At 59.0% G+C, this 23,046-nt stretch carries 23 protein-coding genes; 13 read left to right on the top strand and 10 right to left on the bottom strand.

What is annotated here, in order from left to right; genetic code table 11:
* Positions 1 to 114: 114 nt before the first annotated feature.
* From dksA to folK, 4 genes are all read left to right on the top strand, one after another.
* The gene (gene dksA / locus ACRAWE_RS16360; RefSeq protein ID WP_004937569.1) at positions 115 to 570 is read left to right on the top strand and encodes an RNA polymerase-binding protein DksA; all 456 of its coding nucleotides are present in this window, start codon (positions 115 to 117) and stop codon (positions 568 to 570) included.
* A 72-nt stretch (positions 571 to 642) separates the two neighbouring features.
* Positions 643 to 1,554, top strand: coding sequence for a tRNA glutamyl-Q(34) synthetase GluQRS (gene gluQRS / locus ACRAWE_RS16365; RefSeq protein ID WP_019456063.1), 912 nt, complete (start codon positions 643 to 645; stop codon positions 1,552 to 1,554).
* Positions 1,555 to 1,615: 61 nt separating this feature from the next.
* Positions 1,616 to 3,163 (top strand): polynucleotide adenylyltransferase PcnB, encoded by a 1,548-nt coding sequence (gene pcnB / locus ACRAWE_RS16370; protein WP_071532880.1) that lies wholly within the window; start codon positions 1,616 to 1,618, stop codon positions 3,161 to 3,163.
* Positions 3,163 to 3,663, top strand: a complete 501-nt coding sequence (gene folK, locus ACRAWE_RS16375) for a 2-amino-4-hydroxy-6-hydroxymethyldihydropteridine diphosphokinase (RefSeq protein WP_432525625.1) — start codon at positions 3,163 to 3,165, stop codon at positions 3,661 to 3,663. Before pcnB ends, folK begins: the two co-directional genes overlap by 1 nt.
* Before the next feature lie 5 nt (positions 3,664 to 3,668).
* Here the strand turns inward: folK and qseC are convergent, their stop codons facing one another.
* Together qseC and qseB are read right to left on the bottom strand one after the other, a co-directional pair.
* Positions 3,669 to 5,027, bottom strand: coding sequence for a quorum sensing histidine kinase QseC (gene qseC, locus ACRAWE_RS16380; RefSeq protein ID WP_063919676.1), 1,359 nt, complete (start codon positions 5,025 to 5,027; stop codon positions 3,669 to 3,671).
* Entirely contained in the window at positions 5,024 to 5,686 is a 663-nt protein-coding gene (gene qseB / locus ACRAWE_RS16385) for a quorum sensing response regulator transcription factor QseB (protein ID WP_004937550.1), read from the bottom strand. The genes qseC and qseB overlap by 4 nt, the downstream gene beginning before the upstream one ends.
* 167 nt (positions 5,687 to 5,853) lie before the next feature.
* On the opposite strand from qseB, the gene panB reads away from it, so the two are divergent.
* The 3 genes from panB to panD all read left to right on the top strand — a co-directional run bounded on the left by panB (position 5,854) and on the right by panD (position 8,052).
* Positions 5,854 to 6,648, top strand: coding sequence for a 3-methyl-2-oxobutanoate hydroxymethyltransferase (gene panB / locus ACRAWE_RS16390; protein WP_004937548.1), 795 nt, complete (start codon positions 5,854 to 5,856; stop codon positions 6,646 to 6,648).
* A gap of 23 nt (positions 6,649 to 6,671) precedes the next feature.
* Positions 6,672 to 7,526, top strand: coding sequence for a pantoate--beta-alanine ligase (panC, locus tag ACRAWE_RS16395; protein WP_019456066.1), 855 nt, complete (start codon positions 6,672 to 6,674; stop codon positions 7,524 to 7,526).
* Between the two features lie 145 nt (positions 7,527 to 7,671).
* Positions 7,672 to 8,052, top strand: a complete 381-nt coding sequence (panD, locus tag ACRAWE_RS16400) for an aspartate 1-decarboxylase (protein WP_004937544.1) — start codon at positions 7,672 to 7,674, stop codon at positions 8,050 to 8,052.
* Between the two features lie 35 nt (positions 8,053 to 8,087).
* Here panD and ACRAWE_RS16405 read toward each other — a convergent pair whose 3' ends face one another.
* The 3 genes from ACRAWE_RS16405 to ACRAWE_RS16415 form a co-directional block, all read right to left on the bottom strand.
* A complete protein-coding gene (locus ACRAWE_RS16405) occupies positions 8,088 to 9,368 on the bottom strand; it encodes a polysaccharide deacetylase family protein (RefSeq protein ID WP_074055102.1) in 1,281 nt (426 codons plus the stop codon).
* 177 nt (positions 9,369 to 9,545) lie between these two features.
* Positions 9,546 to 10,316, bottom strand: coding sequence for an ABC transporter permease (locus tag ACRAWE_RS16410; RefSeq protein ID WP_019456068.1), 771 nt, complete (start codon positions 10,314 to 10,316; stop codon positions 9,546 to 9,548).
* Positions 10,313 to 11,236 (bottom strand): ABC transporter ATP-binding protein, encoded by a 924-nt coding sequence (locus tag ACRAWE_RS16415; protein ID WP_015379030.1) that lies wholly within the window; start codon positions 11,234 to 11,236, stop codon positions 10,313 to 10,315. Before ACRAWE_RS16415 ends, ACRAWE_RS16410 begins: the two co-directional genes overlap by 4 nt.
* Before the next feature lie 210 nt (positions 11,237 to 11,446).
* Between ACRAWE_RS16415 and can the strand changes: the two genes are divergently transcribed.
* A complete protein-coding gene (gene can / locus ACRAWE_RS16420) occupies positions 11,447 to 12,103 on the top strand; it encodes a carbonate dehydratase (RefSeq protein WP_019456069.1) in 657 nt (218 codons plus the stop codon).
* A 37-nt stretch (positions 12,104 to 12,140) separates the two neighbouring features.
* Here can and hpt read toward each other — a convergent pair whose 3' ends face one another.
* Complete coding sequence (hpt, locus tag ACRAWE_RS16425) at positions 12,141 to 12,677, bottom strand: hypoxanthine phosphoribosyltransferase (protein ID WP_048234659.1); 537 nt, start codon at positions 12,675 to 12,677, stop codon at positions 12,141 to 12,143.
* A 98-nt stretch (positions 12,678 to 12,775) separates the two neighbouring features.
* Positions 12,776 to 14,452 carry a multicopper oxidase CueO gene (cueO, locus tag ACRAWE_RS16430; RefSeq protein ID WP_432525627.1) on the bottom strand — a complete coding sequence of 559 codons (1,677 nt, stop codon included), beginning with the start codon at positions 14,450 to 14,452 and terminating at the stop codon, positions 12,776 to 12,778.
* Between the two features lie 217 nt (positions 14,453 to 14,669).
* Here cueO and ACRAWE_RS16435 point away from each other — a divergent pair, with 217 nt between their 5' ends.
* The 3 genes from ACRAWE_RS16435 to speD all read left to right on the top strand — a co-directional run bounded on the left by ACRAWE_RS16435 (position 14,670) and on the right by speD (position 16,829).
* Complete coding sequence (locus tag ACRAWE_RS16435; RefSeq protein WP_004937515.1) at positions 14,670 to 15,017, top strand: YacC family pilotin-like protein; 348 nt, start codon at positions 14,670 to 14,672, stop codon at positions 15,015 to 15,017.
* A 126-nt stretch (positions 15,018 to 15,143) separates the two neighbouring features.
* Positions 15,144 to 16,007: a polyamine aminopropyltransferase gene (speE, locus tag ACRAWE_RS16440; protein WP_432525629.1), complete on the top strand. Its 864-nt coding sequence runs from the start codon at positions 15,144 to 15,146 to the stop codon at positions 16,005 to 16,007.
* A 27-nt stretch (positions 16,008 to 16,034) separates the two neighbouring features.
* A complete protein-coding gene (gene speD, locus ACRAWE_RS16445) occupies positions 16,035 to 16,829 on the top strand; it encodes an adenosylmethionine decarboxylase (protein ID WP_126171765.1) in 795 nt (264 codons plus the stop codon).
* 31 nt (positions 16,830 to 16,860) lie between these two features.
* On the opposite strand, the gene yacL is transcribed toward speD, so the two are convergent.
* Complete coding sequence (gene yacL, locus ACRAWE_RS16450; protein ID WP_004937507.1) at positions 16,861 to 17,223, bottom strand: protein YacL; 363 nt, start codon at positions 17,221 to 17,223, stop codon at positions 16,861 to 16,863.
* A gap of 468 nt (positions 17,224 to 17,691) precedes the next feature.
* On the opposite strand from yacL, the gene ACRAWE_RS16455 reads away from it, so the two are divergent.
* Together ACRAWE_RS16455 and ACRAWE_RS16460 are read left to right on the top strand one after the other, a co-directional pair.
* Positions 17,692 to 17,982 carry a hypothetical protein gene (locus ACRAWE_RS16455; protein WP_025160355.1) on the top strand — a complete coding sequence of 97 codons (291 nt, stop codon included), beginning with the start codon at positions 17,692 to 17,694 and terminating at the stop codon, positions 17,980 to 17,982.
* An 84-nt stretch (positions 17,983 to 18,066) separates the two neighbouring features.
* The gene (locus tag ACRAWE_RS16460; protein ID WP_071532881.1) at positions 18,067 to 18,423 is read left to right on the top strand and encodes a hypothetical protein; all 357 of its coding nucleotides are present in this window, start codon (positions 18,067 to 18,069) and stop codon (positions 18,421 to 18,423) included.
* Positions 18,424 to 18,495: 72 nt separating this feature from the next.
* On the opposite strand, the gene acnB is transcribed toward ACRAWE_RS16460, so the two are convergent.
* Positions 18,496 to 21,093: a bifunctional aconitate hydratase 2/2-methylisocitrate dehydratase gene (acnB, locus tag ACRAWE_RS16465; protein ID WP_004937504.1), complete on the bottom strand. Its 2,598-nt coding sequence runs from the start codon at positions 21,091 to 21,093 to the stop codon at positions 18,496 to 18,498.
* A gap of 515 nt (positions 21,094 to 21,608) precedes the next feature.
* A complete protein-coding gene (gene lpdA, locus ACRAWE_RS16470) occupies positions 21,609 to 23,033 on the bottom strand; it encodes a dihydrolipoyl dehydrogenase (RefSeq protein ID WP_004937500.1) in 1,425 nt (474 codons plus the stop codon).
* Positions 23,034 to 23,046: the final 13 nt, after the last annotated feature.

Here is a 23,046-nt window from a genome sequence, read left to right on the forward strand (position 1 = left end):
GTCAAGCGGGCGACAGGAATAATTGCCAACCTACCTTCCTTCTGTTATTTATAGCGGCCTGTTTTTCCCCCGCATTGGGGATTCGATAGTGCGTGTGTATGTAGGAGAAGCAACATGCAAGAAGGGCAAAACCGTAAAACCTCGTCCTTGAGCATTCTCGCCATCGCTGGGGTGGAGCCGTACCAAGAGAAGCCGGGCGAAGAGTACATGAACGACGCCCAGTTGTCGCATTTCAAGCGCATTCTTGAAGCGTGGCGCAACCAGCTCAGGGACGAAGTGGACCGTACTGTATCGCATATGCAAGAAGAGGCAGCCAACTTCCCTGATCCGGCCGACCGTGCCACTCAGGAAGAAGAGTTCAGCCTTGAACTGCGTAACCGTGACCGTGAACGCAAACTGATCAAAAAGATCGAGAAAACGCTGAAGAAAGTGGAAGACGATGATTTCGGCTACTGCGAATCTTGTGGCGTGGAGATCGGTATTCGTCGCCTCGAAGCGCGTCCGACCGCCGATCTGTGCATCGACTGCAAGACGCTGGCTGAGATCCGCGAAAAGCAGATGGCCGGCTAATACCGTTGTTACCGCTGCGGCGTGCGCACCCTCGCGCGCCGCACAGAGAAAAGGGAACCTCTCCCCTCTGATATGCAAGAAAGTCATTATGTGGGGCGCTTTGCCCCATCGCCTTCCGGGGATCTGCATTTCGGTTCGCTGATTGCCGCTCTGGGAAGCTACCTTCAGGCTCGCGCCCAACGCGGGCAGTGGCTGGTTCGCATCGAAGATATCGACCCGCCGCGTGAAGTCCCCGGCGCCGCCGCTCGCATCCTGTCCGCGCTGGAACATTATGGTCTCCACTGGGACGGCCAGGTCATCTATCAATCCCAACGTCACGATGCCTACCGCGCCACGCTGGATCTGTTGCAGCGCCAGGGGCTCAGTTATTACTGCACCTGCACCCGCAGCCGCATCCAGCACATCGGCGGATTGTACGACGGCCACTGCCGCGATTTGCAGCTCGGCCCGCAGGGTGCCGCCATCCGCTTGCGCCAGACCGCGCCCGTTTACGGCTTTCACGATCGCCTGCAGGGAGAGCTGCACGCCGATCCTGCTCTGGCGGGAGAAGACTTCATCATTCGCCGCCGCGACGGGCTGTTCGCCTATAACCTGGCGGTGGTGATCGACGACCATTTTCAGGGCGTGACCGAGATTGTGCGCGGCGCCGACCTGATCGAACCGACGGTGCGCCAAATCGCCCTCTACCGCCAGCTGCAGGCGCCGGTGCCCGCCTATGTGCATCTGCCGCTGGCGCTGGGCGCCAACGGCATCAAGCTGTCGAAGCAAAATCATGCGCCGGCGTTGCCCGCAGGCGATCCGCGCCCGGTGCTGATCGCCGCGCTGGAATTTCTGCGCCAACCGCTGCCGGAAAGCTGGCAAGATCTTGACCTGCCATTATTATTGAGCTGGGCAGTCGAACATTGGCGGTTGGAAAACGTGCCGCGTCAGGAGGCTATCCCTCTGGATGAAAACACGCCGGCATTCTCAAAGGAGCCCTGGTGAGCTATGATTAGCCGCTATTTTTTGTTAGCTCCATTTTTATCAGTCACTATCGAGGTGTACCATTTTTACCCGAGTAGCCAACTTCTGTCGTAAGGTACTGACCCGCGATGACAAGCTGCCCCGCGACGACGCGGCGGCCGGCGATAAAAACGTAGTCCGCGAAGAGCGTGCCGCGGCGCCAAGCCGCCCTGCGCCGCAGCCGCGCGCCGCCGATAACGGCAGCAGCGCCCCTGCCCGCCGCTCAACGCCGCGCAAGCGTCCGCCTTTCCCCCTCGCCGAGAGCAACGACTCGATGACCGTGATCCCGCGCGAACAGCACTCGATTTCCCGCAAAGACATCAGCGAGAATGCGCTGAAAGTGCTTTATCGCCTGAACAAGTCCGGCTACGAGGCCTATCTGGTCGGCGGCGGCGTACGCGATCTGTTGCTCGGCAAAAAGCCGAAAGACTTCGACATCACCACCAACGCCACGCCGGAGCAAGTGCGCAAGCTGTTCCGCAACTGCCGCCTGGTCGGTCGCCGTTTCCGCCTGGCGCACGTGATGTTCGGGCCGGAGATCATCGAAGTGGCTACTTTCCGCGGCCACCACGAACAAAATCAGGAATCCGACAAGAACTCCTCCCAGCAGGCGCAAAACGGCATGCTGCTGCGCGACAACATCTTCGGCTCGATCGAGGAAGACGCCCAGCGCCGTGATTTCACCATCAACAGCCTGTACTACGGCGTGGCGGATTTCACCCTGCGCGATTACGTCGGCGGCCTGAACGACCTGAAACAAGGCGTGATTCGCCTGATCGGCGATCCGGAAACCCGCTACCGCGAAGATCCGGTGCGCATGCTGCGCGCGGTGCGCTTCGCCGCCAAACTGGATATGCGCATCAGCGAAGAAACCGCCGAGCCGATCCCTCGTCTGGCCTCGCTGCTGCATGAGATCCCACCGGCGCGTCTGTTCGAAGAATCCCTCAAGCTGCTGCAGGCGGGTTACGGTTTCCAGACCTACCTGAAGCTGTGCGAATACCAGCTGTTCCAACCGCTGTTCCCGCTGATCGCCCGAAACTTTACGCCGAACCACGATACGCCGATGGAACGCATTCTGGTGCAGGTGCTGAAAAACACCGATCATCGTCTGCAGAACGACATGCGCGTCAATCCGGCGTTCCTGTTCGCCGCCATGCTGTGGTACCCGCTGCTGGAGCACGCGCAGAAGCTGGCGCAGGAAAGCGGCCTGGCCTATTACGACGCCTTCGCTCTGGCGATGAACGACGTGCTCGACGAGCAGTGCCGCTCGTTGGCCATCCCGAAACGCATCACCACGCTGGTGCGCGATATCTGGCAGCTGCAGCTGCGCCTGTCCCGCCGCCAGGGCAAACGCGCGCACAAACTGATGGAGCATCCGAAATTCCGCGCAGCCTATGATTTGCTGGCGCTGCGCGCGGAAGTGGAAGACAATCAGGAAATGTTGCGTCTGGCCGAGTGGTGGGGCGAATTCCAGGACGCCACGCCGGCGCGGCAGAAAGCCATGCTGAGCACCCTGGGTGACGATCCGGCGCCGCGCCGCGCGCGTCAACGCCGCCCTCGCCGCCGGGCACCGCGTAAAGAAGGGGCATAATGATCCGCGTTTATATCGCGCTGGGCAGCAACCTGGCGCAGCCGCTGCAACAGGTTAAAGCCGCACTGGAGGCGCTGGAGCATCTCCCGCGCACCCGGTTGGTCACCTGTTCTTCGTTTTACCGCACCAAGCCGCTGGGGCCGCAAAACCAGCCGGACTTTCTCAATGCGGTGGTGGCACTGGATACCCTGTTGCCGCCCGAACAGCTGCTCGACCATACCCAGGCGATAGAACGCAATCAGGGGCGCGTGCGCAAGGACGAACGCTGGGGGCCACGCACGCTCGATCTGGACATCATGCTGTACGGCGACAAGGCGATCCATACCGAGCGTCTGACGGTGCCGCATTACGGCCTGAAAGAGCGCGAATTCATGCTCTACCCGCTGGCGGAAATCGCCCCTGACCTGATTTTCCCCGATGGCGAACCGCTCGCCAGCTGCCTCAAGCGCGTGCCGGAAAACGGCATGGCGCTGTGGCATCAGCCCAAACCGAAGTCCTGACCCGCCTACAGCGCCAGCCGCGCAACGAACCCGCCCGCCGGGCGATTGGCGAAGCTGACCTGCAAACCATGCAGCCCGGCGATGCGCTGTACGATCGATAATCCCAGCCCGCTGCCGGTTTGTTCCTGCCCCGGCGGGCGATAGAAGCGTTCTCCCAGCCGCGCCAGATGCTCCGTGGTCACCCCCGGACCGTCGTCCTCCACCGTCAGCGAGCGTTCGCTCAATGTCACGGTGACCACGCCGCCCTTCGGGGTGTAGCGCACCGCGTTGTCCAGCAAGTTGCGCAATAGCAGCGACAGCAGCAAGGTCTGGCCCTGACGCGCCGGCGGCGTTCCCTGCTGTTCATAACGCAGCGTCACGCCCGCCGCATGAGCCTGCTTATCCTGTTCCGCCAGGGTCATCGTCACCAGTTCGTTCCAGTCGACCGGCGCCAGCTCGGCCAAATCCGACAGCGAATCCAGCCGCGACAGCGTGAGCAGTTGATCCACCAGCCGGGTGGCGCGATCGATGCCCACCGTCAAATTGTCCAGCGCATGCTCGCGCATCGGCGCATCGTCCCCCGCCAACTGCACCACTTCGGTCTGCACCCGCAGCGCCGCCAGCGGGCTACGCAGCTCGTGCGCGGCATCGGAGGTAAAGCGCCGTTCCCGCACCAGCAAAGCGTTGATGCGGGCGAACAGCGCATTGAGCGCATCCACCAGCGGACGCACCTCAGTCGGCACCTGGCGCGCGTCCAGCGGCGTCTCGTCATCGGGTGCGCGCCGGCGCAAACCGGCCGCCACCGCGCGCAGCGGCCGCAGCTCGCGCCCTACCATCAGCGCGATCAGCAGCATCAGCACCGGCAGCGTCACCAGCCAGGGCACCAGTTGGCCGGTCACCATGCCCAGCGCCATATCGCGCCGGTAATCCCATTCCTGACCAACCACGATACGGTAACGACCGTCCGGGCTGGTCAGCCACAGCAGACGCCAGCTGTCGTCATCACCTTTGCGCTCGCCGTCGGTAAAACCTTCTCGCTCTTCGTCAAACAGGAAGTCGGCGCCGTTCTCGCCGTCGTTGAGCAGCATCTTGCCTTGACGATCGAAGATGGCGAACGCCAGCGCGTCGTCGTCCTGCTCGCCACGCTTGCCGTGGTGCACCAGCTTCTTGGTTTTCGGCAGGCTGCGCGCGCTTTCATCGGCCAGCAGATCGCCGAGGTTGGCGGTCGCCAGCCGTTTGGCGAACAGCATCTGTTGGGTGTCGAACACTTCGTTGATGGTGTTGCGCGACATCACCCAGGCCACCACGCTGGCGGTGCTCCAGGTCAGCAGCGCCAACAGGCTGAAGATCAGGATCAGACGCAGCCGCAGGCTGAGACGCTTCACGGCGCATCCCCCAGCGTGTAACCCACGCCGTGGATGGTGCGGATGAAACCGTTGCCCAGCTTGCGCCGCAGGTGATGAATATGCACTTCCACCGCGTTGCTGCTCACCTCGTCGTCCCAGTTATACAGCTTCTCCTGAATCAACGGCCGCGCCAGCACCCGCCCCTTGTTGTGCAGGAACAGTTCCAGCACCGCCAATTCACGCGGCGTCAGCGTCACCGGCTCGCCGTTGCAGCTCACGCTGCGGGTGGCGCTGTCGAACACCACGTTGCCGTGCGTCAACTGCGGCATCAGTTGGCCGTGGCGACGACGGATCAGCGCCTGCAGCCGCGCCGCCACTTCGGCCAACGCGAACGGCTTGCACAGGTAATCGTCGGCGCCGCTTTGCAGCCCGCTGACCCGCTGCTCCAGCGCGTCGCGGGCGGTGAGGATCAATACCGGCACATCCTGTCCGGCCTGGCGCCACTGGCGCAGCAGATCCAGGCCATCGAGGCCCGGCAGACTGAGATCGAGGATCACCGCGTCGTAGGGCGCGCTGTCCAGCGCGTTTTTACCGACGGCGCCATCGGTGAACCAGTCCAGATTGAAGCCGAGTTTGGTCAGCCCGGCCTTGATGCCGTCCCCGATCAGTTTGTCATCTTCGATCAGCAAAATTCGCATGAGTATCCCTTTTAAGTCATGGCGCCATTGCACCACAAGGTTCTTAAGAACCGCTTAAGCATGGCGATCCGCGCTACCCACCCCGATCGGGTTACAGTAGAATGGCTGCACTTTTTTTGCAGCCTGGGCCTGCGTACGCCGCACGGCCCGTTTCAGGAGACGTTGTGATGAAACCCACCACCGTGACCCATTTGCGCCAGTGGAAACAGGAGCAACGCAAGTTTGCTACCCTTACCGCCTACGATGCCAGCTTTGCCAAACTGTTTGAAGAGCAAGGCATCAAAGTCCTGTTGGTGGGCGATTCGCTGGGCATGACGCTACAGGGCCACGACTCCACGCTGCCGGTCACCGTCGCCGACGTGGCCTATCACACGCGCGCCGTGCGCCGCGGCGCGCCGGCCTGCCTGCTGCTGGCCGATCTGCCGTTCATGAGTTACGCCACCCCCGAACAGACCTTCGCCAATGCCGCCGAGCTGATGCGCGCCGGCGCCAACATGGTGAAACTGGAAGGCGGCAGTTGGCTGTGCGACACGGTGAAAATGCTCGCCGAGCGCGCGGTGCCGGTGTGCGGCCACCTGGGCCTGACGCCGCAGTCGGTCAACGTGTTCGGCGGCTATAAGGTGCAAGGGCGCGACGAACTGGCCGCCAAACAGCTGCTGCAGGACGCGCAGAATCTGGAGCTGGCCGGCATTCAGCTGCTGGTGCTGGAGTGCGTGCCGACCGAACTGGCGCGCCAGATCACCGAAGCGCTGTCCATTCCGGTCATCGGTATCGGCGCCGGCAACGGCACCGACGGCCAGATCCTGGTGATGCACGACGCCTTCGGCATCACCGGCGGCCACACGCCGAAGTTCGCCAAGAACTTCCTGGCGCAGAGCGGCGATATCCGCACGGCGGTGCAGCACTACATTCAGGAAGTGGAGCAAGGCCTCTACCCGGCGGCTGAACACTCTTTTAACTAAGCGATGGTTCCAGGAGTTACCCAATGATTATTATCGAAACCCTGCCGATGCTGCGCCAGCAGATCCGCCGCTGGCGCCAGGAAGGCAAACGCATCGCGCTGGTGCCGACCATGGGCAACCTGCACGACGGCCACATGACGTTGGTCGATGAAGCGCGCGCCCGTGCCGACGTGGTGGTGGTGAGCATCTTCGTCAACCCGATGCAGTTCGAGCGACCGGACGATCTGGCGCGCTACCCGCGCACGCTGCAGGAAGACAGCGAGAAGCTGACCCGCCGCGGCGTCGATCTGGTGTTCGCGCCGGCCCCGGCCGCGGTCTATCCGCAGGGGCTGGAGCAGCAGACCTACGTCGACGTGCCGGGCATCTCCACCATCCTGGAAGGCGCCAGCCGGCCGGGCCACTTCCGCGGCGTTTCCACCATCGTCAGCAAGCTGTTCAATCTGGTGCAACCTGATTTGGCCTGTTTCGGCGAGAAGGATTACCAACAGCTGGCGCTGATCCGCAAAATGGTGGCGGACATGGGTTACGACATCGACATCGTCGGCGTGCCGACCGTACGCGCCAAAGACGGCCTGGCCCTCAGTTCGCGCAACGGTTACCTGACCGCCGAAGAGCGCAAGATCGCGCCGCAGCTGAGCAAGATCATGAACGCGCTGGCGCAACAGCTGGCCAATGGCGAACGCCATGTCGAAGAACTGCTGGAGCAGACTGCCGAGCAGCTGCGCGCCGCCGGCTTTACGCCGGATGAGCTGTTCATTCGCGACGCCGACAGTCTGCAGCCGCTGACGGTGGACAGCCAACGGGCGGTGGTGCTGATGGCCGCCTGGTTGGGCAAGGCGCGTCTTATCGACAACCAGCAAGTCGATCTGACGCTGTAAGCCATTTTTTATACTGTCGTCACCCTGAAGCCAAGACCATTGGTAGACAATCGCGGGGCAATCGGTGACGATAGAGATTGCAGGGATGCAGGAGAGATGTTCAACCCCAGCGCCTGTGAAGGCCGATATTCAGTTAGGTAAAGCTATGATACGTACTATGCTGCAAGGCAAGCTGCATCGCGTCAAAGTCACTCAGGCTGACTTGCACTATGAAGGGTCCTGCGCCATCGACCAGGATTTCCTGGAGGCCGCCGGCATTCTGGAATATGAAGCGATCGACATCTACAACGTGGATAACGGCCAGCGCTTCTCCACCTACGCCATCGCCGCCGAGCGCGGTTCGCGCATCATTTCGGTCAACGGCGCCGCCGCGCGCTGCGCCTGCGTAGGCGACAAACTGATCATCTGCTCCTATGTGCAGATGACCGACGCCGACGCTCGCCAACATCACCCGAAAGTCGCCTATTTCGAAGGTGACAACAACCTGCAGCGCAAGGCGAAAGCCGTGCCGGTTCAGGTCGCCTGACAATAAAAACGGGCGCCTTGCGCGCCCGTTCTCCCTTACTGCACCACCACCGTGCCCGGCTTGTTGGCTATTCGATCCGCCATGGTCTGGATCGAATCGGTGCGCAGAATATACAGCCGCTTCAGCGTATAGGGATTATCCCCCGGCTTCACCTTGCCCTGCACCGTGGTCACCGCCATATGGAAGCCGGCATCCTGCGCCGCCTGAATCGCCCGCTGATTGTAGCCGCCGAACGGATAAGACAGATACAGCACGTGCGGATTGAACTGCGACAGCGCGCGGCGTGAACGCTCAAAATCGAACTCGATATTGTGCAGCGAGCGGCTCAGCAAAATCGGCTGGCGATTGCCGTCGGTGCGGTGCAGGAAGTGGGTATGCGACTGTACGTCGAACACATCCTGAATCTGCTTCAGCTCCGAGATGCTCATAAACTGCAGCGAGTCCGGGTTCCATTTTTGCGGGTGGCGCTTGATGCGCGAAGAGATGATGAACGCCGTCGCGCGGAAACCGTAATCCTTCAATACCGGATAAGCGTAGCGATAAACCGATTTCAGCCCGTCGTCGAAGGTCAGCACGATCGCCTTGCCCGGCAGGTTGATCTGGTTCTTCAGGTAGGCTTCCAACTGATACAGCGAAATGGTGTCGTAGCCCGCCTGTTTCAGGTAGGTCATCTGGTTGCTGAACGCCGCGTCTGAGGTGGTGGTCGACGTGTGGCGGAAGCGCTTGTTCTCTTCGTTTTTCAGCAGGTGGTGGTAAGTCAGCACCGGTATGCCGTTATCGATCTCGCAGTCCAGTTCATTGACGAACCCCAGCCGATCGCCGATGTTGACCTCGTACCAGGTGTTGTTAAGCCGATCCTTCAGCTTGCCGATGATCGGGTAACGCAGGTTGCCTTCCAGCGTGCCAAAGACCTCGCTCTCTTTGTCCGCCGCAGTGTAAACGTCGATCGCCTTTTGGGTGATCAAATTCTGGTTGGTCAGCGGCTTGTTCAGTTCGCCCAGATCGTCTTGCACCTTGCGCGACTTCTTCAGCTCACGCACGTCATCTTTATCGATAAAGCCGGTGCCGTGCCCGAATTTGAATTCGTAGTATTCCGCATCTGCCGGGAACACCTGGATCAGCTGCCCGCGTTTCACTTCCCCTACCGGGATCACATGTTCGCCCACCAACGCATAAACTTCGCTGTCGCGTTGCGCTTCCATGTATTCAGATTTAACCGCGCTGTCTTCCGACAGCAAATTCGCCAGGCTCACAGGGGAAACCAACGACATCAGAATGCCGAGTAACCCAGCCGCTAACTTGTATTGAGGCCGCATGATGATGTTCTGCTTACGAGTGCGTAATGACAAAAGTGAAGGAAATGTGGAGCGCCAGCATAGCACGATTTGAACAACGGGGAACTAACGGTTATTTGAGCAATTCTATTGATTTACGCGCCGTCTGCGCCAGATCAAGGAAAGCGCCCCCGCCGGGAAAGCGAGGGCGCGCCGGGATCAGCTGCGCAGGCCGCGGCCGCGCTCGATCAGGTACCAGGACGCTAGGTAGAACACCGCGATAAACGCCACCAGCACCGCCATGGTGAAGACCAGCGGCACGTCGTTAACGCCGAGAAAACCGTAGCGGAAGCCGCTGATCATATAGACGATCGGGTTCAGCTTGGACACCGCCTGCCAGAAAGGCGGCAGCAGCGACAGCGAGTAGAACACCCCGCCCAGGTAGGTCAGCGGCGTCAGCACGAAGGTCGGGATCAGACTGATGTCGTCGAAGGTGGTGGCGAACACCGCGTTGATCAGCCCCGCCAGCGAGAACAGGATCGCCGTCAGCAGCAGCGTCAGCGCAATCACCCACCAGGCGTGCACCTGGAGCGGTACGAAGAACAGCGAGATGATGGTCACCAGCACACCGACGCAGATGCCGCGCGCCACGCCGCCGCCGACATAACCGGCGATCACCACGTGGGTCGGCACCGGCGCCACCAGCAGTTCCTCAATGTTGCGCTGGAACTTGGCGCTGAAGAACGACGAGGCGACGTTGGCGTAGGAGTTGGTGATCACCGCCATCATGATAAGGCCGGGCACGATGAACTGCATGTAGCTGAAGCCGTGCATATCGCCGATGCGCGAACCTATCAGGTTGCCGAAGATGATGAAGTACAGCGTCATGGTAATCACCGGCGGCACCAGGGTCTGGATCCAGATGCGCGCGAAGCGGTTCACCTCTTTGGCCCAGATGCTCTGCAAGGCCACCCAATACAAACGCGTCATGCTTTCTCTCCATTGCCGTTAACCAGGGTGACAAACAGCTCTTCCAGGCGATTCGCCTTGTTGCGCATGCTCAGCACCTGCACGCCCTGCGCGCTCAGCTGGGCGAACAGGCCGTTCAGCCCCTGCTCGCGCATCACTTCCACTTCCAGCGTCGAGGTATCCGTCAGGCGGCTATGATAACCGTCCAGCTTCGGCAGCGGGCTTTTCGCCGCCAGATCGAGGATGAAGGTTTCCGACTTCAGTTTGGCCAGCAGCCCCTTCATCGACGTGTTTTCCACCAGCTCTCCGTTCTGGATGATGCCGATGTTGCGGCACAGCATTTCCGCCTCTTCCAGATAGTGGGTGGTGAGGATGATGGTAGTGCCCTGGGCGTTCAGCTCTTTCAGGAAGCCCCACATTGAGCGGCGCAGCTCGATATCCACCCCGGCAGTCGGTTCATCGAGGATCAGCAGCTTCGGCTGATGCATCAGCGCGCGGGCGATCATCAGGCGGCGCTTCATGCCGCCGGACAGCATGCGGGCGCGCTCGTTGCGCTTGCCCCACAGGTCCAGCTGATTGAGGTATTTTTCGGCGCGGGCCATCGCTTCACGCCGCGTGACGCCGTAGTAACCCGCCTGGTTCACCACGATCTGCAACACGGTCTCGAACGGGTTGAAGTTGAACTCCTGCGGCACCAGGCCGAGCTGGCGCTTGGCGTTGACGATGTCTTTATCGATGTCGTAACCGAACACCCGCACGCTGCCGGCGGTTTTGTTCACCAGCGAGCTGATGATGCCGATGGTGGTGGATTTTCCGGCGCCGTTGGGCCCCAGCAGGGCATAAAAATCCCCCGCTTCGACGCTCAGGTCGATGCCGCGCAGCGCCTTGACGCCACCGGCGTAAGTCTTGGTCAGCTGCGCTAATTCCAGTGCATAATTCATATGTAAAATAGTACCTTATGACGATGAGTATGCCGCCGCGCCCCTGTTTGCGAGGCTTGAGACAATAACAATAATCCTAGCATTAGCGGCGTTTTCACTGAGTCGAATCCGTGCGGAAAATGAGGTTGCGCCACTGTTCCGATTTCCAAATTGTGACGCTTACCCTATATTACCCCAACGCAATCTGTTCGTTACGAGTCAATAACCTCCATGAAAGAAATCGAAGAGCTTATCGCCAACAACCAGGCTTGGTCGGCCAGCATCAGCCAGGAAGACCCGGAATTTTTTGAACGTTTAGCCCAGGCGCAAAAGCCCCGTTTCTTATGGATTGGTTGCTCTGACAGCCGCGTTCCCGCAGAACGCCTGACCGGTCTTGAGCCGGGTGAACTGTTCGTCCACCGCAACGTAGCGAACCTCGTTATCCATACCGATCTTAACTGCCTGTCGGTGGTGCAGTATGCGGTAGATGTGCTGGAAGTCGAACACATCATCATCTGCGGCCACCTGGGTTGCGGCGGCGTACAGGCGGCGGTGGAAAACCCGGAGCTGGGTTTGATCGACAACTGGCTGCTGCACATTCGCGATCTGTGGTACAAGCACAGCTCGCTGCTGGGCGAGCTGCCGCCGGAACAGCGTTTCGACATGCTGTGCGAGATCAACGTCATTGAGCAGGTATACAACCTGGGCCACTCCACCATCATGCAGTCCGCCTGGAAGCGCGGTCAGAAGGTGATGATCCACGGCTGGGTATACGGCATTCAGGACGGCCGTCTGCGCGATATGGAAGTGCTGGCGACCAGCCGCGAGAGCCTGGAGATGGGCTACCGCAAAGCGATAGCCAAACTGAAGCAGGATAAAGGCGTATAACCCCGCTGCGGGCGCGGTTTGCCGCGCCCCACATCGATCACTCGTCCAGCAGCACCACTTTGCCGACGTACGGCAGGTGGCGATAGCGCTGAGCGTAGTCGATGCCATACCCCACCACGAACTCATCCGGGATCGAGAAGCCGACATATTCGACCGGCACCTGCACTTCACGGCGCTCAGGTTTGTCCAACAGGGTGCAAATCGCCAGCGATTTCGGCCCGCGCAGCGCCAAAATCTCGCGCACCTTGTTCAGCGTATTGCCGGAATCGATGATGTCTTCCACGATCAGCACGTCTTTGCCACGAATGTCTTCGTCCAGATCCTTGAGGATCTTCACGTCGCGGGTGGTGGACATGCCGCTGCCGTAGCTGGAGGCAGTCATAAAGTCGACTTCGTGCGGCACGTCGATCGCGCGGCACAGATCGGCCATGAACATGAAGGAGCCGCGCAGCAGCCCGACCAGCACCATGTCACTGCCGCTGTCGCGGTAATGTTCGGTGATCTGGCGGCCAAGTTCGGCGATACGGGTCTTAACTTCCTGCTCGGAAATCATTACGTCTACAGTGTGTTTCATAGTATTCAGGTCAGTTGCCGGAAGAAAGGCGCAGAGTTTAGCATAGCCTTTCGCCGGTGGCGACGCGAGCGCGCCGCCACCTGAGCGCCGGACCGCGATCAATCGGCGACGGTGAAGCCCATCATCATGCCGGTATCTTCGTGCTCCAGCAGGTGGCAGTGGGCCATGTACGCATGTTCGCTGCTGGCTGGATGGTCGAAACGCACCAGCACTTCGCTGCGCCATCCTTCTACGCGCACCGTGTCCTTCCAGCCACTGCGGTGCGCCGCCGGCGGTTTGCCGTTTTCCGACAAGATGCGGAACTGAGTGCCGTGAATATGGAACGGGTGCAGCATCATGTCGCCCTCGCCGGAAATGGTCCATTTTTCATACTGGCCCCGTTTGGCGGCGAACAACGGCTTGGCCATATCGAAGGCCTTGCCGTTGATCATGTTGCCATGGCTGAAATCGAACGGTTTGGCTTTGCCCTGCGTACCACCGTGATCCATCCCGGCCATCTTGCCATGATCCATGCCTTTCATGTTGCCCATGTTGCCATGGTCCATGTTCTGCATGCCGCCCTTTTTCATACCCGGCATGTTGCCGTGGTCCATGCCTTTCATGTCTGTGCCGCCCATCGCGCCGTGGTCCATGCTCATGCCGGCCATCGCCTGGTGGCCATAGCGATCCATCAGCGCCTGCATGCCCAACATATCCAGCTGCGGATCCATCATCAGCTGTAGCCAGCGCTCCTGGATGCCCGCGGTGGCAGGCAATGTCGGCAGCTTCACTAGGCTGTCCGGCATGGTTTTGACGCCCTGCGCCAACGATGGCTGAATGCGCAACACCGGCAGCGCTTGATCGAACGGCGCCAGCGTCATGCCCATCTGTTTAACCGGCAGCGTCACGATATCGAACGCTTTCCCGTCGGAAGCATCGACCAGCACTTCAAAGCGTTCGCCCATCAACATCGGCAACTCGGTCAGTTTCACCGGCTCCGCCAGGAAACCGCCGTCGCTGGCGATGACGTACAGCGGACGATTGTCGCTGGCCGCCAGATTCAACGAGCGGGCGTTGCAGCCGTTAAGGAAACGCAGACGCAGCCAACCGCGCGGCGCCAGATGCTGCGGATACTGCGCGCCGTTGGTGAACATGCGATCGCCAAACCAGCCCACCGCCGCGCTCATCACGTCCAGACGGTATTCGATCTGCGCGTCTTTACCCAACCGCTTATCCTGCAGGATCACCGGAATATCATCCTGCCCCCAGGTTTTCGGCAGCGGCAGTTTGGCGCTTTCTTCATCTTCCAGCAGCACCAGCCCCGCCAGCCCCATCATCACCTGGCTGCCGGTTTTACCGTGGGTATGCGGGTGGAACCAACAGGTGGCCGCCGGCTGTTCGACGGTGAAATTCACCGTGCGCGTCGCGCCGGGATGGATCAGCGCCTGCGGGCCGCCATCGACATCGCCGGGAATTTCCAGGCCGTGCCAGTGGACGGTGCTGGCCTCCGCCAGGCGGTTTTTGATATCGACCGTCACCGGTTGGCCCCGCTGCAGTTTCACCGCCGGCCCGAGCAACGCGCCGTTGAATCCCCAGGTTTTGGTCGCGGCACCGGGCACCCAGCGGGTTTCCCCCGCCTGCAGCGCCAGCGCAATCTTTCCCTGCGCGTCCGGCGTCAACAGCGGCGGCACCGGTAAAGACGGCCGATCGGCCGCCCAGGCGGCCCGGCTCCATAACGGCAGTGCGCTCGCAGCGCCCAGCGCGGCGGTTAATTTAATAAAATCACGGCGTAACATCGCTGACTCCCTTTTCCCAGTGACATAGCTCAATGCCGCCAGCCTAAACCTTCCCCTTGGCGGAAGGTCAAGCCTTTCCTGGCGGTATTTTAAGCTATGCCTCACAATCAAGAGAGTGCGACTGGCGAACGTGACGCTGGCCCGCCGGCAATAAAATTTGGTGCCTTTACAGGCAAGTGTGGTAACGTCTGCAGACGACAAACAGGTCTATTTCATGATGAAAAAAACAACGTTATCGATGCTGCTGCTGGCGATGCTGGGCTTCTCCAACGCCAGTCTGGCGCTGAATGAATCCGAGGCGGAAGATCTGGCCGATCTGACGGCGGTATTTATTTATTTGAAAAATGATTGCGGCTACAACGATTTGCCAAACGCGCAAATCAAACGCGCCATCGTCTATTTCGCGCAACAAAATCGCTGGGATCTGAGCAACTACAACAGCTTTAACATGAAGGCGCTGGGCGAAGACAGCTATCGCGATCTCAGCGGCATTGCCATTCCAACGCCTAAAAAGTGCAAATCGCTGGCGCGCGACTCTTTGAGCCTGCTGGCTTACGCCAATTAATTCCCCCCCCCTTTTCCCGTCCGCCTTCCGCTCCCTCTGTCTGAAATTCAACCGTGCATCGCCAGGCAGAGTTAGCTATTATGTTGCGCCGATTTTTCATGGCTGTTATTACGGAGTTTCCCGCACATGACCCAGAAAGAAATTTGGTACGAAACGCTGCATACGGGCTTCGGCCAGTACTTCTCGGTAGAGAAGGTACTGTACCGCGAGAAGACCGATCATCAGGATCTGGTGATCTTCGAGAACCCGGTGCTGGGGCGCGTGATGGCGCTCGACGGCGTGGTGCAAACCACCGAGCGTGACGAGTTCATCTATCACGAAATGCTGACCCATGTGCCGCTGCTGGCGCACGGCGCGGCGAAGAAAGTGCTGATCATCGGCGGCGGCGACGGCGGCATGCTGCGCGAAGTCAGCCGGCACCCTGGCGTGGAGCAGATCACCATGGTCGAGATCGACGCCGGTGTCGTCGAATTCTGCCGCCAGTACCTGCCCAACCACAGCGCCGGTGCCTATGACGATCCGCGTTTCAAACTGGTGATCGACGACGGCGTCAATTTCGTGAATCAAACCGACGAAACGTTCGATGTGATCATTTCCGACTGCACCGATCCGATCGGCCCCGGCGAAAGCCTGTTCACCTCGGCGTTTTATGAAGGCTGCGCCCGCTGCCTGAATGAGGGCGGCATTTTCGTCGCGCAAAACGGCGTCTGTTTCCTGCAGCAGGACGAGGCGGTCAACAGCCACGCCAAACTGAGCCGCTATTTTACCGACGTCAGCTTCTATCAGGCTGCGATCCCGACCTATTACGGCGGCATCATGACCTTCGCCTGGGCGAGCCAGAACCCGGCGCTGCGCCAGCTCAGTCTACCTGCCCTGCAACAGCGCTTTAACCAAAGCGGCCTGCACTGCCGTTATTACAACCCGGCAATTCACGTTGGCAGTTTTGCCCTGCCGCAATATTTGCTCAATGCCCTGAACGTAACACGTTAAGCGAGAAGATAAAGGAGGTGGCCCAAATTGCATAAGCTAAAACTGCACGGCTTCAACAACCTGACCAAGAGCCTGAGTTTTTGTATTTACGATATTTGTTACGCCAAGACCGCAGACGATCGCGACGGCTATATCGCCTACATTGACGAACAATATAATGCCAACCGGCTGACCGAGATCCTGAGCGAAACCTGCTCGATCATCGGCGCCAATATTCTGAACATCGCGCGCCAGGACTACGATCCACAGGGCGCCAGCGTCACCATCCTGGTCAGCGAAGAACCGATCGACCCGAAAGACGTCGATACGTCGGAACACCCCGGCCCACTGCCGAATACGGTCGTCGCGCACCTGGACAAGAGCCATATCTGCGTGCACACCTACCCGGAAAGCCACCCGGAAGGCGGGCTTTGCACCTTCCGCGCCGATATCGAGGTTTCGACCTGCGGCGTCATTTCGCCCCTCAAGGCGCTGAACTACTTAATTCACCAGTTGGAATCCGACATCGTCACCATGGACTATCGCGTGCGCGGTTTTACCCGCGACGTGAACGGCGTGAAACATTACATCGATCATGAGATCAATTCGATTCAGAACTTTATGTCGGAAGACATCAAAGCGCTGTACCACATGATGGACGTGAACGTTTATCAGGAAAATATCTTCCATACCAAGATGTTGCTGAAAGACTTCGATCTGAAGCACTACCTGTTTAACGCAGAACCGGAAGCGTTGAGCGCCGCCGAGCGCAAACAGATCACCGATCTGTTATGGAAAGAGATGCAGGAAATCTATTACGGCCGCAATATCCCGCATCTGTGATGGAAGGGGCGCACACGGTGCGCCCCGATGCTTAATACTTCAGCATGAAAGAACGATAGGCCTTCAACACCAGCAGGAAATCCTCAACGCCGCAGAATGAGAGGCTTTCTTCGTCGTAGTAATTCATCCCCTCTTCCATTTCATCGCCTTCGAACTCCAGCTGATTGGCGCGGATCATCACCTCTTCACCATCCATCAACAGCGTATATTCATGGCCTTCCAACTGCCATTGACGCTCGCTGCCTTTTACCTCGGCCGCACCGGCTTCAATGCGGTCCAGCAGGTTGAAATCGCCTTTGACTTCTTCGTTGATCCAGTGGCCAATCGCTTCATGCCCCATCGAAAATCTGACGATCACCTGACCGGTAACGTCACGCAGAAATTCGTAATCCATAGCATGCCCTCCTGAGCCCTTTTTCTTAGTGTAAACATAAATTGATTGCTAACTCAGTGAGCGCTCGCAAAGTTGGCAACTCGGCAAAATAAAACCTCGGCGGCGCGCAATATAGCGGCTTGCGGCGGTGATGGGAAGACGCCGGATGCGATCTATCGAGGAAAGGGAAATGAATACATCATCACCGTGCGGCGCAGGCTCGCCATGCGGAAAGTGTGCCGAGCGTCGGCAGATAACAGGCTATTTATTTGAATCATGTAGAGACCGTGAAGATGTATGTCATGATTTTATCAGATTAATTATTTCCTTTTAAAATAAACAAGTTACCAATTCATGATGCGAGGAGGCTTGATTGACATCTCCTCAATATCGATTAGCTTTTAAATAAAGGAGCTTGAATTGTGTTCACTAGCGGCCAGAGGTGTCCTCACCTCCTTCATACCTATCACCACGATCAGGATGTGTGCCATGAAATACATAATCTCCATTATCGCACTGAGCGTAATGTTCTCTGCATCGGCGTTCGCCGCCAAGCAAATCACGCTTGAAGAATCAGCCAATTACACCAAACTTGGCGATCTCTCCGTTCAACAGACCGGCCTGCCTACCGTCGGCCATAAATACATTTCCGCAGCCGTTGATAAAAAATGTAATGAACTCAGTGGGCTGGACGGGAAGGACTGCTTCTATCGCATCGTCTCCGCCAGCGGACAAGAGAGCGACCACAAAGACATCCATGTAGAGATATTTAAAAAATAGCCCATGCAGCCGCGTACCGACCTCGTCTCGCCACCGTGAAGATGTCGCCGGATGCAGACCATTTCCTGTATCAGGAGATTGAAAATGAACGCTATTTTATCGAAATATCCTATGTTGTTGCTGGCGTGTTTGCTGCTGTTGCCCACGACCAGAGCGGCTGCAGACGTCATCGTCAATATCGGCCCGGAACCCGCTTGCCCCTATGGCTACTACGATTATGCGCCCTACTATTGCGCCCCTTACGGCTATTACGGCCCCGATTGGTTTATCGGCGGCAGATTTATCGGCGCAGGGCCCTGGTTCCACGGTCCACGAGAATTTCGCGGCCATGTGGATAACCGTTTCGATCCCAAACACGGTTACCGAGGCGCATTTCCGGAGCGTGGAGATGTCCCCTTCAACCATTTTAGGGGCAACGAGATGCGCAACGGGCGTGGCTAACCGTATGAATATCTGGATGAAAAAAATGGGGCCCTTAATGGGCCCCATCGTTTGATTTAATGCCAATCCGAATTAAACCGCGGTTTGGAAGATCACGCCGTCGGCTTTTTCGGTGTACTGCCCCAGTTGGTCAAAGTTCAGGTAGCGGTAGGTATCCGCCGCCGTCTTGTCAACCTGCGCCATATAGGTCTGGTACTCGTCCGGCGTCGGCAGGCGGCCCAGCAGGGACGCAACGGCAGCCAGTTCGGCAGAGGCCAGATAGACGTTGGCGCCGGTGCCCAGACGGTTCGGGAAGTTACGGGTCGAGGTGGAAACCACCGTCGCGCCGTCCGCTACGCGCGCCTGGTTGCCCATGCACAGCGAGCAGCCCGGGATCTCGATACGCGCGCCGCTCTTGCCGAAGACGCTGTAATAGCCCTCTTCGGTCAGCTGAGCCGCGTCCATCTTGGTTGGCGGCGCCACCCACAGACGGGTCGGCAACTGCCCCTTGTGCTGATCCAGCAGCTTGCCGGCAGCGCGGAAGTGGCCGATGTTGGTCATGCAAGAACCGATGAACACTTCATCGATTTTGCTGTTGGCCACGTCGGACAGCAGGCGTGCATCGTCAGGATCGTTCGGCGCACACAGGATCGGCTCTTTGATCTCGTTCAGATCGATGTCGATCACCGCCGCATATTCAGCATCCGCATCGCCTTCCAGCAACTGTGGATCCGCCAGCCATTTCTCCATGCCCTGAATACGGCGCTCCAGCGTACGGCGATCGCCGTAGCCTTCGGAGATCATCCACTTCAGCAGCACGATGTTGGAGTTCAGGTACTCTTCGATCGGCGCCTTGTCCAGCTTGATGGTACAACCGGCGGCGGAACGTTCGGCGGACGCATCGGTCAGCTCAAACGCCTGCTCGACCTTCAGATCCGGCAGGCCTTCGATCTCCAGAATGCGGCCGGAGAAGATGTTTTTCTTGCCCTTCTTCTCGACGGTCAGCAGACCCTGCTGGATCGCGTAGTAAGGGATGGCATGCACCAGATCGCGCAGGGTGATGCCCGGCTGCATTTTGCCTTTGAAGCGCACCAGCACCGACTCAGGCATATCCAGCGGCATGACGCCGGTCGCGGCGGCAAACGCCACCAGGCCGGAACCGGCCGGGAAGGAAATGCCGATCGGGAAACGGGTGTGGGAATCGCCGCCGGTGCCGACGGTGTCAGGCAGCAGCATGCGGTTCAGCCAGGAGTGGATCACGCCGTCGCCCGGACGCAGCGAGACGCCGCCACGGTTCATGATGAAGTCAGGCAGCGTGTGGTGCGTGGTCACATCAACCGGTTTCGGGTATGCGGCGGTATGGCAGAACGACTGCATGACCAGATCGGCGGAGAAACCGAGGCAGGCCAGGTCTTTCAGCTCATCGCGGGTCATCGGGCCGGTGGTGTCCTGAGAACCGACGGAGGTCATCTTCGGTTCGCAGTATTCGCCAGGGCGAATGCCGGCGACGCCGCAGGCGCGGCCCACCATTTTCTGCGCCAGCGAGAAGCCTTTGCTGCTGGCGGCAACCGGTTTGGCGATGCGGAACACGTCGCTGTGCGGCAGGCCCAGCGCTTCGCGCGCCTTGGTGGTCAGGCCGCGACCGATGATCAGCGGGATGCGGCCGCCGGCGCGCACTTCATCCAGCAGCACGTCGGTTTTCAGCTCGAAGTTGGCGATCAGCGCGCCGGTCTCGTGGTTGCGCACTTCACCTTTGTACGGGTAAACGTCGATCACGTCCCCCATGTTCAGCTCGGACACGTCCACTTCGATCGGCAATGCGCCGGCATCTTCCATGGTATTGAAGAAGATTGGCGCAATCTTGCCGCCCAGCACCACGCCGCCGCCGCGCTTGTTCGGCACGTGCGGGATGTCGTCGCCCATAAACCACAGCACGGAGTTGGTGGCGGATTTACGGGAAGAACCGGTGCCGACCACGTCGCCGACGTAGGCCAGCGGGAAGCCTTTCTTGTTCAGCAGCTCGATCTGTTTGATCGGGCCAACGCTGCCCGGCTGATCCGGCACGATGCCTTCACGTTCGTTTTTCAGCATCGCCAGCGCGTGCAGCGGGATGTCAGGGCGCGACCAGGCGTCCGGCGCCGGAGAAAGGTCGTCGGTGTTGGTTTCGCCGGTGACTTTGAACACGGTGACGGTGATCTTTTCCGCCAGTTCAGGGCGCGACAGGTACCATTCGGCGTCTGCCCAGGACTGCATGATCTGCTTGGCGTGCGGATTGCCGGCCTTCGCCTTCTCTTCCACATCGTAGAAGTTGTCGAACATCAGCAGCGTGTGGGACAGCGCTTTGGCGGCGATCGGCGCCAGCTTTTCGTTGTCCAGCGCTTCAATCAGCGGATGAATGTTATAGCCACCTTGCATGGTGCCTAACAGTTCAATCGCTTTCTCGGGGGTAACCAGGGGGGATGTCGCTTCACCTTTGGCGATGGCCGCCAGGAAACCTGCTTTGACGTAGGCGGCTTCATCGACGCCCGGTGGAACACGGTTAATCAGCAGGTCTAACAGGAATTCTTCTTCGCCTTTTGGCGGATTCTTCAGTAGTTCGACCAGCGCGGCCATTTGGGTGGCGTCTAGCGGCTTAGGGGCGATGCCCTCAGCAGCACGCTCGGCTACGTGCTTACGGTATTCTTCTAGCACGACGTTCTCCTCGCTCTCATTGTCATTTATTGTGCCTGGCGTATATGCAAACCGGGTTTATACCCTTGGGTTTCACACTGTGGCTAGGCGATCGGCCCGTAAAGTCCCCGAAACGGTGATTGGGGTAAACAAGCACGGTCAAACAGCGTTGCAGCATGAAAGACTGATGGGTAGAGCGCACGGCGATATTGATGCCATCTATCCTGACGGGGCACTGCTGTCGATGTCCTGGACTGTAAGGTACAGTGCCCGGTTCCGCTCAGCCAGCATATCAGGATTTGAAACGGTTGTTAATTCGTTCACATAAAAGCAACATTAAATCTTTGCTGAATCGTTGAGCGCAGCGTAATCGGCTGCCGGACTAGCAGGGTATTATATCCATAGAGTTAGAATGGATATAAGCATGGGGATCGGAATTTGGCGCAGCGGCCACAAAAAAACCGCTCCCTGAATCTGAGCCAAAAAAAAACGGCCCCTTTTCAGGAGCCGCTTGTTAACCGGTCAAGCCAGCAGAATTACTTCTTCTTGGCTTTCGGGTTAGGCAGGTCGGTGATGCTGCCTTCATAGATTTCCGCCGCCAGACCCACGGATTCGTGCAGGGTCGGGTGAGCGTGGATGGTCAGCGCGATGTCTTCCGCGTCGCAGCCCATCTCGATAGCCAGACCGATTTCACCCAGCAGCTCGCCGCCGTTGGTGCCGACAATCGCGCCACCGATGATGCGGTGAGTTTCTTTGTCGAAGATCAGTTTGGTCATGCCGTCTGCACAGTCGGAAGCGATCGCACGGCCGGAAGCCGCCCACGGGAAGGTGGAGGTTTCGTAGCTGATGCCTTTCTCTTTCGCTTCTTTCTCGGTCAGACCCACCCATGCCACTTCCGGCTCGGTGTAAGCGATGGATGGGATCACTTTCGGGTCGAAGTAGTGCTTCATGCCGGCGATGACTTCCGCGGCAACGTGGCCTTCGTGCACGCCTTTGTGCGCCAGCATCGGCTGACCGACGATGTCGCCGATAGCGAAGATGTGCGGCACGTTGGTGCGCAGCTGTTTGTCGACGTTGATGAAGCCACGCTCGTCAACTTCAACACCGGCTTTGCCGGCATCCAGCAGTTTGCCGTTCGGCACGCGGCCGATCGCCACCAGCACCGCGTCGTAACGCTGTGGTTCTGCCGGCGCTTTTTTACCTTCCATCGTGACGTAGATGCCGTCTTCTTTGGCTTCTACCGCGGTCACTTTGGTTTCCAGCATCAGGTTGAACTGCTTGCTGATGCGCTTGGTGAAGACTTTCACCACGTCTTTATCTGCAGCCGGGATAACCTGATCGAACATTTCAACCACGTCGATCTGTGAACCCAGCGCATGGTATACGGTGCCCATTTCCAGGCCGATGATGCCGCCGCCCATAACCAGCAGACGCTCTGGGACGGTTTTCAGTTCCAGCGCATCGGTAGAATCCCACACGCGTGGATCTTCATGAGGAATGAATGGCAGTTGGATCGGACGAGAACCTGCAGCGATGATGGCGTTGTCGAAGTTGATGGTGGTTGGGCCGTTTTCGCCTTCCACAACCAGGGTGTTAGCGCCGGTGAACTTGCCCAGGCCGTTGACCACTTTCACTTTACGGCCTTTCGCCATGCCAGCCAGACCGCCGGTCAGCTGAGTGATGACTTTTTCTTTCCAGACGCGCACTTTATCGATGTCGGTTTTCGGCTCGCCGAAAACGATGCCGTGTTCGGCCAGCGCTTTGGCTTCTTCGATCACTTTGGCAACGTGCAGCAGTGCTTTGGAAGGGATACATCCCACGTTCAGGCAAACCCCGCCCAGAGTGGAATAACGTTCAACCAGAACGGTTTCAAGACCTAAGTCAGCGCAACGAAAGGCTGCAGAGTAACCTGCCGGGCCCGCCCCAAGTACCACGACCTGAGTTTTAATTTCAGTACTCATCATGACCTCTTAA

The sequence above is a fragment of the Serratia sp. BFP-2025 genome (assembly GCF_050880365.1).
In the GTDB taxonomy this organism is placed as follows: Bacteria; Pseudomonadota; Gammaproteobacteria; order Enterobacterales; family Enterobacteriaceae; genus Serratia; species Serratia surfactantfaciens.

What these genes read in the sequence shown, in the direction of transcription:
- dksA (WP_004937569.1), top strand. Translation starts at nt 115, where the DNA reads ATGCAAGAAGGGCAAAACCGTAAAACCTCGTCCTTGAGCATTCTCGCC.
- gluQRS (WP_019456063.1), top strand. Translation starts at nt 643, where the DNA reads ATGCAAGAAAGTCATTATGTGGGGCGCTTTGCCCCATCGCCTTCCGGG.
- folK (WP_432525625.1), top strand. Translation starts at nt 3,163, where the DNA reads ATGATCCGCGTTTATATCGCGCTGGGCAGCAACCTGGCGCAGCCGCTG.
- qseB (WP_004937550.1), bottom strand. Translation starts at nt 5,686, where the DNA reads ATGCGAATTTTGCTGATCGAAGATGACAAACTGATCGGGGACGGCATC.
- panB (WP_004937548.1), top strand. Translation starts at nt 5,854, where the DNA reads ATGAAACCCACCACCGTGACCCATTTGCGCCAGTGGAAACAGGAGCAA.
- panC (WP_019456066.1), top strand. Translation starts at nt 6,672, where the DNA reads ATGATTATTATCGAAACCCTGCCGATGCTGCGCCAGCAGATCCGCCGC.
- panD (WP_004937544.1), top strand. Translation starts at nt 7,672, where the DNA reads ATGATACGTACTATGCTGCAAGGCAAGCTGCATCGCGTCAAAGTCACT.
- ACRAWE_RS16405 (WP_074055102.1), bottom strand. Translation starts at nt 9,368, where the DNA reads ATGCGGCCTCAATACAAGTTAGCGGCTGGGTTACTCGGCATTCTGATG.
- ACRAWE_RS16410 (WP_019456068.1), bottom strand. Translation starts at nt 10,316, where the DNA reads ATGACGCGTTTGTATTGGGTGGCCTTGCAGAGCATCTGGGCCAAAGAG.
- ACRAWE_RS16415 (WP_015379030.1), bottom strand. Translation starts at nt 11,236, where the DNA reads ATGAATTATGCACTGGAATTAGCGCAGCTGACCAAGACTTACGCCGGT.
- can (WP_019456069.1), top strand. Translation starts at nt 11,447, where the DNA reads ATGAAAGAAATCGAAGAGCTTATCGCCAACAACCAGGCTTGGTCGGCC.
- hpt (WP_048234659.1), bottom strand. Translation starts at nt 12,677, where the DNA reads ATGAAACACACTGTAGACGTAATGATTTCCGAGCAGGAAGTTAAGACC.
- cueO (WP_432525627.1), bottom strand. Translation starts at nt 14,452, where the DNA reads ATGTTACGCCGTGATTTTATTAAATTAACCGCCGCGCTGGGCGCTGCG.
- ACRAWE_RS16435 (WP_004937515.1), top strand. Translation starts at nt 14,670, where the DNA reads ATGAAAAAAACAACGTTATCGATGCTGCTGCTGGCGATGCTGGGCTTC.
- speE (WP_432525629.1), top strand. Translation starts at nt 15,144, where the DNA reads ATGACCCAGAAAGAAATTTGGTACGAAACGCTGCATACGGGCTTCGGC.
- yacL (WP_004937507.1), bottom strand. Translation starts at nt 17,223, where the DNA reads ATGGATTACGAATTTCTGCGTGACGTTACCGGTCAGGTGATCGTCAGA.
- ACRAWE_RS16455 (WP_025160355.1), top strand. Translation starts at nt 17,692, where the DNA reads ATGAAATACATAATCTCCATTATCGCACTGAGCGTAATGTTCTCTGCA.
- ACRAWE_RS16460 (WP_071532881.1), top strand. Translation starts at nt 18,067, where the DNA reads ATGAACGCTATTTTATCGAAATATCCTATGTTGTTGCTGGCGTGTTTG.
- lpdA (WP_004937500.1), bottom strand. Translation starts at nt 23,033, where the DNA reads ATGAGTACTGAAATTAAAACTCAGGTCGTGGTACTTGGGGCGGGCCCG.